Source organism: Pseudomonas sp. P1_F1_2, from assembly GCF_056405815.1.
Window position 1 is genome coordinate 96216 of the sequence record NZ_JBFUBK010000004.1, and the last position, 14506, is coordinate 110721.

General features: G+C 56.1%; 14 protein-coding genes. 3 read left to right on the forward strand and 11 right to left on the reverse strand.

What is annotated here, in order from left to right:
* Positions 1-32: 32 nt before the first annotated feature.
* The 11 genes from atpB to rpmH form a co-directional block, all read right to left on the reverse strand.
* Entirely contained in the window at positions 33-902 is an 870-nt protein-coding gene (atpB, locus tag AC1D2P_RS02250) for a F0F1 ATP synthase subunit A (RefSeq protein WP_046030903.1), read from the reverse strand.
* A gap of 16 nt (positions 903-918) precedes the next feature.
* Positions 919-1326, reverse strand: coding sequence for a F0F1 ATP synthase subunit I (locus AC1D2P_RS02255; RefSeq protein ID WP_095110158.1), 408 nt, complete (start codon positions 1324-1326; stop codon positions 919-921).
* A 148-nt stretch (positions 1327-1474) separates the two neighbouring features.
* A complete protein-coding gene (locus AC1D2P_RS02260; protein ID WP_008027541.1) occupies positions 1475-2347 on the reverse strand; it encodes a ParB/RepB/Spo0J family partition protein in 873 nt (290 codons plus the stop codon).
* A gap of 9 nt (positions 2348-2356) precedes the next feature.
* A complete protein-coding gene (locus AC1D2P_RS02265; protein ID WP_109786863.1) occupies positions 2357-3154 on the reverse strand; it encodes a ParA family protein in 798 nt (265 codons plus the stop codon).
* 18 nt (positions 3155-3172) lie between these two features.
* Positions 3173-3817, reverse strand: coding sequence for a 16S rRNA (guanine(527)-N(7))-methyltransferase RsmG (rsmG, locus tag AC1D2P_RS02270; RefSeq protein ID WP_046030911.1), 645 nt, complete (start codon positions 3815-3817; stop codon positions 3173-3175).
* Entirely contained in the window at positions 3814-5712 is a 1899-nt protein-coding gene (gene mnmG / locus AC1D2P_RS02275; protein WP_109786864.1) for a tRNA uridine-5-carboxymethylaminomethyl(34) synthesis enzyme MnmG, read from the reverse strand. Before mnmG ends, rsmG begins: the two co-directional genes overlap by 4 nt.
* Positions 5713-6263: 551 nt before the next feature.
* Complete coding sequence (mnmE, locus tag AC1D2P_RS02280) at positions 6264-7634, reverse strand: tRNA uridine-5-carboxymethylaminomethyl(34) synthesis GTPase MnmE (protein ID WP_109786865.1); 1371 nt, start codon at positions 7632-7634, stop codon at positions 6264-6266.
* A 79-nt stretch (positions 7635-7713) separates the two neighbouring features.
* Positions 7714-9399 carry a membrane protein insertase YidC gene (gene yidC, locus AC1D2P_RS02285; protein ID WP_109786866.1) on the reverse strand — a complete coding sequence of 562 codons (1686 nt, stop codon included), beginning with the start codon at positions 9397-9399 and terminating at the stop codon, positions 7714-7716.
* 2 nt (positions 9400-9401) lie between these two features.
* On the reverse strand, positions 9402-9647 hold the full coding sequence (gene yidD / locus AC1D2P_RS02290) for a membrane protein insertion efficiency factor YidD (protein WP_077430980.1): 246 nt from the start codon (positions 9645-9647) through the stop codon (positions 9402-9404).
* A complete protein-coding gene (gene rnpA / locus AC1D2P_RS02295; protein WP_027926203.1) occupies positions 9640-10041 on the reverse strand; it encodes a ribonuclease P protein component in 402 nt (133 codons plus the stop codon). The genes yidD and rnpA overlap by 8 nt, the downstream gene beginning before the upstream one ends.
* Before the next feature lie 16 nt (positions 10042-10057).
* The gene (gene rpmH, locus AC1D2P_RS02300; RefSeq protein WP_003213577.1) at positions 10058-10192 is read right to left on the reverse strand and encodes a 50S ribosomal protein L34; all 135 of its coding nucleotides are present in this window, start codon (positions 10190-10192) and stop codon (positions 10058-10060) included.
* Between the two features lie 567 nt (positions 10193-10759).
* Between rpmH and dnaA the strand changes: the two genes are divergently transcribed.
* The 3 genes from dnaA to recF form a co-directional block, all read left to right on the forward strand.
* The gene (dnaA, locus tag AC1D2P_RS02305) at positions 10760-12280 is read left to right on the forward strand and encodes a chromosomal replication initiator protein DnaA (RefSeq protein WP_046030917.1); all 1521 of its coding nucleotides are present in this window, start codon (positions 10760-10762) and stop codon (positions 12278-12280) included.
* Positions 12281-12319: 39 nt separating this feature from the next.
* Positions 12320-13423 (forward strand): DNA polymerase III subunit beta, encoded by a 1104-nt coding sequence (gene dnaN / locus AC1D2P_RS02310; protein WP_017341709.1) that lies wholly within the window; start codon positions 12320-12322, stop codon positions 13421-13423.
* A 20-nt stretch (positions 13424-13443) separates the two neighbouring features.
* A partial coding sequence (recF, locus tag AC1D2P_RS02315) for a DNA replication/repair protein RecF (protein ID WP_477811295.1) occupies positions 13444-14506 on the forward strand: 1063 nt, incomplete at its 3' end.

A 14506-nucleotide genomic window follows, 5' to 3' on the forward strand; every position in this document is an offset into this window, starting at 1 on the left:
CGAGTGGGACATCAGACTAGTCGAAACTGGTCTTAATGGTTCTCTTCGTGCGCCATCGACAAGTAAACGATGGTCAGCATCATGAAGATAAACGCCTGCAGGGTGATGATCAGGATGTGGAACACTGCCCACGCCCACTGCAGAACAACGCCCAGGCCGCTAAGCCAGAGCAGACCGCTGCCGAACATCACAGCAATCAGAATGAAGACCAGTTCGCCGGCGTACATGTTGCCGAACAGACGCAGTGCCAAGGAGATTGGCTTGGCAACCAGTGTCACGAACTCCAGCAGGAAGTTCACCGGAATCAGCAGGGCTTGAACGAAGATGTTCTTGCTGCCGAACGGGTGCAGGGTCAGTTCGCCGACGAAGCCGCCAATGCCCTTGACCTTGATGCTGTAGAAAATGATCAGCGCGAACACCGACAGGGCCATGCCCAGCGTTGCGTTCGGGTCAGTGGTCGACACGGCGCGGAACGGAATGTGATGGTCGCCGGTGATCAGGATGGCCAGTTGAGGAATCCAGTCGACCGGGATCAGGTCGACGGCGTTCATCATGAACACCCAGACGAAGATGGTCAGTGCCAACGGTGCAATCACCGGGCTACGGCCATGGAAGCTGTCTTTCACGCTGCCATCGACGAATTCGACCAATACTTCAACGAAGTTCTGCAAAGCACCAGGCTGACCGGAAGTCGCTTTCTTTGCCGCCATGCGGAAAAGAAGAACGAAGATCAAACCCAACGCGACCGACCAGCCGAGAGTATCGACGTGGAAAGCCCAGAAGCCCATTTCCTTGGCTTCTGCTGCGGTGTGGGCAAAACCCCACCCGCCAGTTGGGTGCTGACCGAAAGTCAGGTTTTGCAAGTGGTGCTGGATATAGCCCGAAGCGGTTGTTTCTGCCATGGTTGCCTCAAACGCCCTAAGGTCTCGAAAGTCTTGTTCTCATCAGCAGGGGCGCGAACCAGCTGACCAGTTGGGTCAACACGAAGACGCCGAATACAGCTAGCGGCGCCAATGGCTTCACACCTGCAAACGTCAGCGCAAACAGCACTGCCGTCAAAATCAGTTTGCCCGCCTCACCGGCATAAAATGACCGGACGATGGCTTGAGCTGCTCGGGCGCCGGAAAACCGAAATGCCCTGTGAGCGAAATAAACATTGGGAAGCAAGGCTATCAGGCCTCCGCAAAGTCCCGAGTACCCGGCAACGACTCCACGCCATTGCCAAAGCGCCAAAGCAGCGATCAGCAGAACGACAAATTGAGCCATTAACACCGGAAAAACTGCCAGGCGATGGAACGGCAAGCGGTTTGGCGTGCGGGTTTCCATCACGTTTACTCTCCAATGGTCGGCTGCCAGAAATCAATAACTTGGCATAATTTGTGCCGACAAAATGCGCGCAGAGTATAGGGGCGGTTCGGCCCCTATTCAACTGTCAGGTAGTGATTTCCGACTGCACGCTACATGAGGAAATGTTTCAACGAATGTGTGCGAGCACACCTTGTAATTCGTCGAGGGAGTTGTAACCAATGACCAACTGCCCTTTCCCCTTCTTACCGTGGCGAATCTGCACCGCAGAGCCTAGGCGTTCAGCCAGGCGCTGCTCGAGTCGGGCTATATCCGGGTCCGGTTTTACCGGTTCGGCAGGCTCCTGTTTGCCACTCAACCACTGGCGAACCAGTGCTTCAGTTTGGCGCACAGTCAGCCCCCGTGCGACAACATGTCGCGCCCCTTCTACCTGTTGATTCTCCGGTAAACCGAGCAAAGCACGTGCGTGACCCATTTCCAGGTCGCCGTGTGACAGCATGGTTTTGATAACTTCCGGCAACGCGATCAAGCGTAGCAGGTTGGCCACAGTTACGCGGGATTTGCCCACGGCCTCGGCAACTTGCTGTTGAGTCAGCTGGAATTCCTGCTGCAAACGCTGCAACGCCACGGCTTCTTCGATCGGATTGAGGTCTTCACGCTGGATGTTCTCGATCAGCGCCATCGCAATGGCCGTTTCATCCGGAACATCGCGAACCATCGCCGGGATGGTTTCCTGGCCCGCCTGCTGGCTTGCACGCCAGCGGCGTTCACCGGCGATGATTTCGAAGCGACCGCTGCCAATCGGGCGAACCACGATCGGCTGCATCACACCTTGGGCCTTGATCGATTGCGCCAATTCTTCCAGCGCCTGCGGATCCATGTCCCGACGCGGTTGGTATTTGCCCCGCTGGATCAGGTCCAGAGGCAGATGCTGCAGCTCACGCTGATCAGCTTGTACCGCTTGTTCTTCAAGCGAGCTGACAGTCGGACCACTCAGCAGTGCATCCAGTCCACGTCCGAGACCTCGTTTCTTGACGGCCATGGGGATTCCTTAAGTTGCCTGAGCAGCGGTGGTGCGTGAGTTTTTGCGTTGACGGCGAACCATTTCGCCCGCCAGTGCCAGGTAGGCAATGGCACCCCGCGATGTCTTGTCGTAAGCCAACGCCGGCATGCCATAACTAGGCGCTTCGGCCAGGCGAATGTTGCGCGGAATCACAGTGTCGTAGAGCTGCTCGCCGAAGTGTTCCTTGAGCTGGGCAGATACGTCGTTCATCAGGCTCAGGCGCGGGTCGTACATGGTGCGCAACAGCCCTTCGACTTTCAGGTTCGGGTTCAGCAATTCGGCAATGCGCTTGATGTTATCCACAAGGTCGCTCAGACCTTCGAGCGCAAAGTACTCGCACTGCATGGGGATAATCACCCCATCGGCGGCAACCAGTGCGTTCAATGTGAGCATCGACAACGACGGCGGGCAGTCGATCAAAATGTAATCGTAGTTTTCACGGATCGGCGCCAACGCACTGCGCAGGCGGCTTTCCTTCATCTGCATTTCCAGCAGAACCACTTCGGCTGCCGTCAGGTCGCGGTTGGCCGGCAGCAGTTGGTAACCACCGTGCTCGGAATAGTGCATGGCCTGGGCCAGATCGCATTCGCCGATCAGCAGGTCGTAGACCGAGTTTTCCAGGCCGTGTTTATCCACACCGCTACCCATGGTGGCGTTGCCCTGTGGATCGAGATCGATCAGCAGCACCCGACGCTTGGTAGCGACCAGGGAAGCTGCGAGGTTGATGCAGGTGGTGGTTTTACCCACACCACCCTTTTGGTTCGCTATCGCGAATACCTTAGCCATTCTTGCTTGTGTTCCCAATCATGCCGTGCGGCGCAGTATCAGCAGATGGCGTTGGCCTTGGCAACCAGGTACGGCCAGGGCGTGTTCGCTATCGAGGTGGAAGTCTGCCGGCAATGCTACCAGCTCATCGGCCGGATGAACGCCCTTCATTGCCAGCCAGCGTGTATCGGCGTCGCCGAGGTGGCGAGTCCAGTTGCTGAAGTTTTCCATGCTGCTGAACGCCCGGGAAATGATCCCGTTGAATGGCTGGGCAGGCTGGAAGGCTTCGACGCGACTGTGGATAACTTGCAGGTTATCCAGTTTGAGTTCGAGTTTGACCTGAGTCAGGAAGCGGGTTTTCTTGCCATTGCTGTCGAGACAGGTCACTTGGGACTCTGGGAACAGGATAGCCAACGGAATGCCCGGCATGCCGCCACCGCTGCCAACGTCCAGCCAGCGACCGTTTTCGACGAACGACATCACGCTCAAACTATCAAGCAAATGACGGGAAACCATTTCGTCCGGATCGCGCACGGCGGTCAGGTTGTAAGCCTTGTTCCATTTGATCAACAGGGCCAGATAACCCAGCAGCTGGGCATGCTGGGTTTCTGTCAGCGTGACACCGAGCTGGCGAGCACCTGTGGATAACTCTTCTGCGTGTTGCGAGGTGACCAACGAACTCAAGCGCTTTGCTCCAACTGACGGCCCGCGCCGCGTTTTTTCAAATGAATCATCAACAGCGAAATCGCTGCCGGCGTCACACCCGGGATACGCGACGCCTGGCCCAAAGTCTCTGGACGGGTCGCACCGAGCTTGCTCTGGATCTCTTTGGAGAGACCGGAAATATTCGTGTAATCGATATCCACAGGCAGTTTTGTGTCTTCGCTGGCCCGCAGCCGTGCGATTTCATCCTGCTGGCGATCGATGTAACCGGCGTATTTGGTCTTGATTTCGACCTGCTCGGCGACTTGTGGATCTTCTGCGCCGCCACCGGTCACGGCGATCAGACCAGCGTAGTCGATTTCCGGACGGCTCAGCAGATTGAGCAAGTTGTATTCGTGGGTCAGCGGCGTGCCGAACTTCTCGGAAATTGCATCGCCTTGCTCGGTGCCCGGGCGAACCCAGGTACTTTTCAGGCGTTGCTCTTCCAGGTCGATGCTTTCGCGCTTCTTGCAGAACGCCGCCCAACGCGCGTCATCGACCAGACCCAATTCGCGACCTTTTTCGGTCAAGCGCAGGTCCGCGTTGTCTTCGCGCAGGATCAGGCGGTACTCGGCACGTGAAGTGAACATCCGGTACGGTTCTTGAGTACCGAGCGTAATCAGGTCGTCGACCAACACGCCGATGTACGCCTCGTCGCGTCGCGGGCACCAGGCTTCTTTGCCCTTTGCACGCAGTGCGGCGTTGGCCCCGGCCAGCAAACCCTGGGCGCCGGCTTCTTCGTAACCGGTGGTGCCGTTGATTTGACCGGCAAAAAACAGCCCGCCAATCACTTTGGTTTCCAGGCTGTATTTCAGGTCGCGCGGATCAAAGTAGTCATATTCGATGGCGTAACCCGGACGCACGATGTGGGCGTTTTCCATGCCACGGATCGATTGCACGATCTGCAACTGCACATCGAACGGCAGGGATGTGGATATCCCGTTCGGATACAGCTCGTGGGTGGTCAAGCCTTCCGGCTCGATGAAGACCTGATGGCTTTCCTTGTCGGCAAAGCGGTGAATCTTGTCTTCGATCGATGGGCAATAACGCGGGCCGATGCCCTCGATTTCGCCGGCAGCGGAATACATCGGCGAACGGTCGAGGTTCGCGGCAATGATTTCGTGTGTGCGCGCATTCGTGTGGGTAATCCAGCAGCTGACCTGCTGTGGATGCTGTTCCTTGTTGCCCATGAACGACATCACCGGGATCGGCGTATCACCCGGTTGTTCGGACATCACCGAGAAATCCACAGACCGGCCATCGATACGCGGCGGAGTACCGGTTTTCAAACGACCCACACGCAATGGCAGTTCACGCAGACGGTGAGCCAGCGCGATCGATGGCGGATCACCGGCGCGACCGCCGGAAAAATTCTGCAAACCGATGTGGATAAGTCCACCCAGGAAGGTGCCAGTGGTCAACACCACTGAATCGGCGAAGAAACGCAGGCCCATTTGGGTGACAACACCGCGTACCTGGTCCTGTTCAACGATCAGGTCGTCAGCTGCCTGCTGAAATATCCACAGGTTCGGCTGGTTTTCCAGTGCTTCGCGGACAGCGGCTTTGTAGAGAACCCGGTCTGCCTGAGCACGAGTAGCTCGCACGGCCGGGCCTTTACGGCTGTTCAACACGCGAAACTGAATACCACCCTTGTCTGTCGCCATGGCCATCGCGCCGCCGAGGGCGTCGATTTCCTTGACCAGGTGGCTTTTGCCGATCCCGCCGATGGCAGGGTTGCAACTCATTGCGCCGAGGGTTTCCACGTTATGCGTCAGCAACAGGGTTTTTGCCCCCATACGTGCTGAGGCCAGTGCTGCCTCGGTACCGGCATGACCGCCGCCGATGACGATCACTTCAAAACGGGAAGGGAAATCCACCACGCACCTCGTGCCTGCTTAAGTAGGTAATTCAGGAATAGTTTGAGCTCAGGTTTCTGGACCTGGTCGACAAGTATAGGGACTTCGCCCTCCCTAAAGAACCCTCTGCACAAAATTTAACCAGCTGTGGAGAAGTCGGGGTTATAGAAATTAAAAAGAAAGAAATTTATTAAATCTTTGTTTTTATGTTTATTTCTACTGAGGCACCTTTCTGTGGATAGATCTCTACAGGCCTTTATATTCAATATGTACAGAGATTCAAAACCCTGTGGTCATGTGCCAATGAGGCCCTTGGATAACCGGTGTAAGCCTGTGGATGAAAGAGGTGGTTATCCACAGGGGCGGTTATCTTCAGTTTTGAGGCCCTGTTATCAACTGCCCTCAGTGGCAGTTATTCACAGGGCTTAATCCACAGAAAAGGCTCGATCGAGTGAATTCGGGGCGCGGGAAAACCGCTCAAGCAGAAAGAATCTGCTCGGCACTCAGCGAAGATTGTTGAAAAGGGAGGGAACAGACAGGCACGAATAGCCTGTCTGTGGACAACGGAAGGACTATTTGCCGATGCAGAAGCTGGAAAAGATTCGTCCCAACAGGTCATCGGAGCTGAATGCACCGGTGATTTCACCAAGAGAGTGCTGTGCCTGACGCAAATCTTCGGCCAGCAACTCGCCAGCACCTGCCAGGGTCAATTGTGCGCGGCCATGCTCAAGGGACGCGCTGGCATGACGAAGTGCCTCGAGGTGACGCCTGCGGGCACTGAAGCTGCTTTCCGACGTTTGCTCGTAACCCATGCAGGCCTTGAGGTGGTCGCGCAGTAATTCCAGGCCATCACCAGCAGATTTGGCACTCAGGCTGATGGTGACGTGGCCATCTTCGCTGACTTCCAGGGCAATGGCTTCGCCCGTCAGATCCGCCTTGTTACGAATCAGCGTGACGTTGGCGGGATCGGGACGCACTTCCAGAAACTCGGGCCACAGCGCGAACGGATCAAGCGCTTCCGGTGCCGTAGCATCGACCACCAACAACACACGATCCGCTTCGCCGATGGCTTTCAACGCGCGTTCGACGCCGATTTTTTCGACCTGATCATCGGTATCTCGCAGACCAGCGGTATCGACCACGTGCAGCGGCATGCCATCAATGTGGATATGTTCACGAAGAATGTCCCGGGTTGTGCCGGCAATCTCGGTCACGATCGCGGCTTCTCGACCCGCCAGAGCATTCAACAGACTGGATTTACCGGCATTTGGCCGACCGGCAATCACCACCGTCATCCCATCTCGAAGCAAGGCGCCTTGCCCTGCTTCATGGAGCACTGTGGATAATTCATTGCGTACTTTGTCGAGCATGGCCAATACATGACCGTCAGCAAGGAAGTCGATTTCCTCCTCTGGAAAGTCGATGGCGGCCTCGACATAGATGCGCAGGCCTATCAGTTGCTCGGTGAGGTTATGCACACGCTGGGAAAATGCGCCTTGCAAGGATCGAAGGGCGTTTCGCGCTGCTTGTGCAGAACTCGCCTCGATCAAGTCGGCGATGGCTTCAGCCTGAGCCAGGTCGAGTTTGTCATTGAGGAACGCGCGCTCGCTGAATTCACCGGGACGAGCGAGACGACAGCCCAATTCCAGGCAACGCTTGAGCAACATATCGAGAACAATCGGCCCGCCATGGCCCTGCAGTTCCAGCACGTCTTCGCCGGTGAAGGAGTTCGGTCCCGGGAAATACAGCGCAATGCCTTCGTCCAGCACCTCTTCGTTTGCACTGAGGAACGGGCCGTAATGGGCAAACCGGGGTTTCAATTCCCGACCGCTGATGGCCTTGGCCGCAAGGCTCGCCAACGGTCCGGAAATACGGACGATGCCCACGCCACCGCGACCTTGAGCGGTGGCGACGGCTGCGATGGTTTCACGAGGAACGCTCATAAACCGGTATCCAGACAAAAGTGACAGATAGCAAAACGCCCCACTAGGGGGCGTTTTGAGTGGTTATCCACAGTGTAAATCAAGCGGCTGCTTTGGTAGCCCGTTCGATTTTACGAGTGATGTACCACTGTTGAGTGATGGACAGGCAGTTGTTCACTACCCAGTACAGCACCAGACCAGCCGGGAACCACAGGAAGAAGAAGGTGAAGATGATTGGCATCAGCTTCATCACCTTGGCCTGCATCGGATCCGGAGGTGTTGGGTTCAACTGCTGCTGGATAAACATGGTTGCACCCATGATGATCGGCAGAATGAAGAACGGGTCCTTGATCGACAGGTCAGTAATCCACAGCATGAACGGCGCTTGGCGCATTTCAACGCTTTCCAGCAGAACCCAGTACAGCGAAAGGAAAACCGGCATCTGCACGAGGATTGGCAAGCAACCACCCAGCGGATTGATCTTCTCTTTCTTGTACAGCTCCATCATGGCTTGCGACATTTTCTGCCGGTCATCGCCATGTTGCTCTTTCAGCGCAGCCAGTTTCGGTGCCACTGCACGCATGCGCGCCATGGATTTGTAGCTGGCGGCCGACAGAGGGAAGAACAAACCCTTGATCAGCATGGTCAGGAAAATGATCGACCAGCCCCAGTTACCGACAATGGCGTGGATATGTTGCAGCAGCCAGAAGATAGGCTGGGCAATGAACCACAGAATGCCGTAGTCGACGGTCAGTTCCAGACCTGGGGACAACTCTTTCAGCACAGCCTGGCTTTTCGGGCCGGCGTACAGAACAGCGCTGACTTCAGCTTTCGCACCTGGCGCAACAGTCATTGCCGGGGCGGTATAGCCGATGATGTAGTTGCCTTTGCTGTCTTTACGGGTCTGGACGACATTGTTTTCGCCCTTCGCCGGAATCCACGCGGTCACGAAGTAGTGTTGCAACCAGGCAACCCAACCACCGTTGACGGTTTCTTTCAGCTGAGCCTTGTCCATGTCCTTCATCGACACTTTCTTGTACGGCTCGTTACTTGTCCACAGGGCGGCGCCCAGGTAAGTCGCGGTGCCGGTGGCAGTGCTGGAAGAAGGATCGGAGCTGGCGTCACGCTTCAGTTGGGCGAACATCGCACCCGACCAAGGCTTGGCGCTTTCGTTGTCGATCAAGTAGGAGACGGTTACGTCATACAGGCCACGTTTCAGGGTGAAACGCTTGATGTAGTTGACGCCATCCTTGCTGAACTTCAGGTCTACGACCAATTGGTCCTGACCGTCAGCCAGTTGATAAACCTTCTTCTCCGAGGAATAAACCGGACGACCGGCAGGACTTGCGTCCGGCCCATCAGTGCCAATCAAACCGCTTTGAGCCAGATAAGTCCGCTCATTGCCGTTATCGAACAACTGGAACGGAATTTCCGGATGGTCCTGGCGACGTGGATACAGTGGCAGCGTCAGCTGGGCAACATCACCACCTTGTGGATCGATAGCCAGGTTGAGCACATCCGTTTTGATCTGGATGAGGTCTTTGCTTGCAGCTACTGGTGTTTCAGCAGGTGCAGTGGCACTGGTATCGCTTGCAGCGCGTGGAATGTCGTCACTGACAGAAGCATTATTGCCAGTAGCCGTATCCGGTAGGCCCGGTGCGGTCGTACTGGAAGCAACATTCTGAGTCGGCAGGGCAGCCTGGCCATAGTCCTGGTTCCATTTAAGAACCATAACGTAGGACACGATTGCCAGGGCGACGATCAGGATCGTGCGTTTGATATCCATGATTACTCGGCCATCGAAGAAGAACGGGAGGTAGGGATAGGTGGAACCGGGTCATAACCACCGGGATTCCACGGATGACAGCGACCTAAACGACGAAAGGCCAGCCAGCCACCGCGCAGAAGACCATGATTTTCTATGGCCTCTAACGCGTAGCAGGAACAACTGGGGTAGAAGCGACAGTGGTTGGCCATCAGGGGACTAATGGCATAGCGATAAAACTGGATCGGAACGAGTGCCAGTTTACGCATCGGGACTGTCTACCCCTACAGTTTCGGTTTTGACTGCTGGTACTGGCGTGCTGCGTGCCAGACGCTTCCAGAGTTTGCCGAAATGCTGAATCAATTCGGGGTTTTCTACATCACCCAAACCTTTGCGCGCGACGATAACGATGTCCCAGCCGACCAGTGAATCCTGGTGCAGACGGAACGATTCGCGCATCAGACGTTTGAGGCGATTGCGCTCAACGGAGAGCTTTACGCTCTTTTTCCCGATAACCAACCCGAGACGGGGGTGATCAAGATCGTTGTTGCGCGCAAGGAGCAGGAGATTTTTCCCCGGAACCTTGCCGGTAGGGGAGTCAAAGACTGCCTTGAAATGCCGGGGAGTAAGCAGACGCTTTTCCCGACTGAAGTCCTGACTCACCTCCAGTGCCGGCTTATCAAACTGCCAGACGCGCACGACCTTTGGCGCGACGACGCGACAGAACGGCACGGCCGTTCTTGGTAGCCATGCGAGCACGGAAACCGTGGGTACGAGCGCGTTTGATAGTGCTTGGTTGGAAAGTACGTTTCATTGTCGTGTTACCTGGTTCGTCCACAACGGGCCGGAATGGCCCCCGTTTTAAGAGACCGGGGATTCTAGAGAAAGCAAGCCTCTAGGTCAATTTCCAACCAGCGTTTCCTTATAAATAGATCTCCAGGCGTTTTGTTCACCGATGGTCATTCGCTAGATATAAGAATAAAGAAGGGAATTATTTAAAGCTTTTCTGTAAAGCTTATAAAAGCTAGGGTGGCGATCATCTGTGGATAACTAGCTTTAAGCCTTCTAATCCGTGATGTACAGAGAATGACAACTACGGTGGAAAACGGTGGTAAGCCTGTGCTGCGCTGTCGGATAAGCTGTGTGTGAAAGGGCTTGTTATCCACAGGCTTGTTATCCACCGAGTTTCGCCCCCACTTGTCCAATGCCCTCAGGACCGGTTATCCACAGAGCTTATGCACAGACCATTGGTCTGCTTTTTGTCGGTTAAGGCGTTGATAATTCATGCCCTGTGCGCAACCTGCATGTGGATAAGTGGGCGTCTGGTCGTTACAATGGCGGCTTGTTTTTGCCTCACCGGCTTTCAACTTAGGGGATATCCGTGTCAGTGGAACTTTGGCAGCAGTGCGTGGAGCTTTTGCGCGAAGAGCTGCCTGCCCAACAATTCAACACTTGGATCCGTCCACTACAGGTCGAAGCCGAAGGCGACGAGTTGCGTGTCTACGCACCGAATCGTTTTGTTCTCGACTGGGTCAACGAAAAGTACCTGGGCCGCGTCCTTGAACTGCTGGATGAGCATGGCAACGGGATGGCGCCGGCACTGTCCTTATTAATAGGCAGTAAACGCAGTTCAGCACCACGCGCAGCACCCAATGCTCCGCTGGCTGCTGCAGCGTCCCAGGCTCAGGCTGCTCAAGCGCCGATTAGCGCACCGGCACCCGCTCCGACAGCTGCACCGACCAAGCGGGCTACCCAAAAGGTTGCCGAGGTCAGTGAAGAGCCGTCCCGCGACAGTTTCGACCCGATGGCCGGCGCCAGTTCTCAACAGGCTCCGGTTCGTGCCGAACAGCGTACTGTTCAGGTTGAAGGCGCGCTCAAGCACACCAGTTACCTGAACCGCACCTTCACCTTCGAAAATTTCGTCGAAGGCAAGTCCAACCAACTAGCCAGGGCTGCGGCCTGGCAGGTGGCGGACAATCCAAAGCATGGCTATAACCCGCTCTTCCTTTATGGCGGCGTCGGCTTGGGTAAAACCCACTTGATGCACGCTGTGGGTAACCACCTGCTAAAGAAGAATCCGAATGCCAAGGTCGTGTACCTGCATTCGGAGCGTTTCGTGGCCGACATGGTCAAGGCGTTGCAACTGAATGCCATCAACGAATTCAAGCGGTTCTACCGTTCAGTGGATGCGTTGTTGATCGATGACATTCAGTTCTTTGCCCGCAAGGAGCGTTCCCAGGAAGAGTTTTTCCACACCTTCAACGCCCTGCTTGAAGGTGGTCAGCAGGTCATTCTCACCAGTGACCGCTACCCGAAAGAAATCGAAGGCCTTGAAGAACGCCTCAAATCCCGCTTCGGCTGGGGCCTGACGGTTGCCGTCGAGCCGCCGGAGCTGGAAACCCGTGTGGCGATCTTGATGAAAAAGGCCGATCAGGCCAAAGTTGATCTGCCACATGACGCGGCGTTCTTCATTGCCCAGCGTATTCGCTCCAACGTCCGTGAGCTGGAAGGCGCGCTGAAACGCGTGATCGCCCACTCGCACTTCATGGGCCGCGACATCACCATCGAGCTGATTCGCGAATCCCTGAAAGACTTGTTGGCGCTGCAAGACAAACTGGTCTCTGTGGATAACATTCAGCGCACGGTCGCCGAGTACTACAAGATCAAGATCTCCGACCTGCTGTCCAAGCGTCGTTCACGTTCGGTCGCACGTCCGCGTCAGGTTGCAATGGCATTGTCCAAAGAGTTGACTAACCACAGCCTGCCGGAAATCGGCGATGTGTTTGGCGGCCGCGACCACACGACGGTTTTGCACGCCTGCCGCAAGATCAACGAGCTTAAGGAATCCGACGCGGACATCCGCGAGGACTACAAGAACCTGCTGCGTACACTGACCACATGATGAACACCAGCGCAGCTTATTAAGGCAAGGGACTAGACCATGCATTTCACCATTCAACGCGAAGCCCTGTTGAAACCCCTGCAACTGGTCGCAGGCGTCGTCGAACGCCGACAGACCTTGCCGGTGCTCTCCAACGTGCTGCTGGTTGTCGAAGGCCAGCAACTGTCGCTGACCGGTACCGACCTGGAAGTCGAGCTGGTTGGTCGTGTGCAACTCGAAGAGCCGGCAGACCCAGGCTCCATCACCGTGCCGGCGCGCAAGCTGATGGACATCTGCAAGAGCCTGCCGAATGACGCGCTGATCGACATCAAGGTCGACGAGCAGAAGCTGGTGGTGAAAGCTGGCCGTAGCCGCTTCACCCTGTCGACGCTACCCGCCAACGATTTCCCTACAGTGGAAGAAGGCCCGGGCTCGCTGACGTGCAGCCTGGAGCAAAGCAAACTGCGTCGCCTGATCGAACGCACCAGCTTCGCCATGGCTCAGCAGGACGTTCGTTACTACCTGAACGGCATGCTGCTGGAAGTGTCGGCCGGCATCATCCGCGCCGTTGCCACCGACGGTCACCGTCTGGCCATGTGCTCGATGCAGGCCGACATCGGTCAACCCGATCGCCATCAGGTCATCGTCCCACGCAAAGGTATCCTTGAACTGGCGCGCCTGCTGACCGAGCCGGACGGCATCGTCAGCATCGTCCTGGGTCAGCACCATATCCGTGCAACTACCGGCGAATTCACGTTCACCTCGAAACTGGTTGACGGCAAATTCCCGGATTACGAGCGCGTTCTGCCTAAAGGTGGCGACAAACTTGTACTGGGCGACCGTCAAGCGCTGCGTGAAGCCTTCAGCCGTACCGCGATTCTGTCCAACGAGAAGTACCGTGGTATCCGTCTGCAACTGGCCAACGGTCAGCTGAAAATCCAGGCGAACAACCCGGAGCAAGAAGAAGCGGAAGAAGAAGTGGGTGTTGAATACAACGGCGGCAATCTGGAAATCGGCTTCAACGTGAGCTACCTGCTCGACGTGCTGGGTGTTATGACCACTGAACAAGTTCGCCTGATCCTGTCCGACTCCAACAGCAGCGCGTTGGTGCAAGAGTCCGACAACGACGACTCGGCTTACGTTGTCATGCCGATGCGCCTGTAATCATGTTCAGCAGAAGCTAGATGTCGCTCAGTCGCGTCTCGGTCACCGCGGTGCGCAATTTGCACCCGGTGACCTTCTCTCCCTCCCCCCGAATCAACATTCTTTACGGCGCCAACGGCAGCGGCAAAACCAGTGTTCTGGAAGCCATTCACCTGCTGGGGCTTGCCCGTTCGTTCCGTAGCACCCGTCTGTTGCCGGTCATTCAGTACGAACAATTAGCCTGTACGGTATTTGGTCAGATCGAATTGGCTGAGGGGGGGAACAGCGCGTTGGGCATATCGCGTGACCGTCAGGGTGAATTTCAGATCCGCATCGACGGTCAGAATGCGCGCAGTGCGGCGCAGCTGGCGGAAATCATGCCGTTGCAGCTGATCAACCCTGACAGCTTTCGTTTGCTTGAAGGCGCACCGAAGATTCGCCGACAGTTTCTCGACTGGGGTGTGTTCCATGTGGAACCACGATTCATGTCCACTTGGCAGCGCTTGCAGAAGGCCCTGCGCCAGAGAAACTCTTGGCTGCGACATGGTACACTTGACGCCGTTTCGCAAGCGGTTTGGGACAGGGAACTGTGCCAGGCCAGCGCTGAAATCGATGAATACCGCCGCGCTTATATCAAAGTCTTGAAACCAGTCTTTGAACAAACCTTGAGCGAACTGGTTGAGCTTGAAGGCTTGACCCTCAGCTATTACCGAGGCTGGGACAAAGACCGCGAACTGAGTGCAGTACTCGCTGGATCCCTGCAACGGGATCAGCAAATGGGTCACACCCAGGCCGGACCACAACGCGCTGATTTGCGTCTAAGACTGGGCGCACATAATGCCGCGGACATCTTGTCCCGGGGTCAGCAGAAGTTGGTGGTCTGCGCATTGCGGATAGCCCAAGGGCACTTGGTTAGCCAAGCTCGACGCGGCCAGTGTATTTATCTGGTGGATGACCTGCCGTCCGAACTGGACGAGCACCACCGACGCGCGCTGTGCCGCTTGCTGGAAGACTTACGCTGCCAGGTCTTTATCACCTGTGTAGATCATGAATTATTGAGGGAAGGCTGGCAGACGGAAACGCCAGTCGCTCTGTTCCACGTGG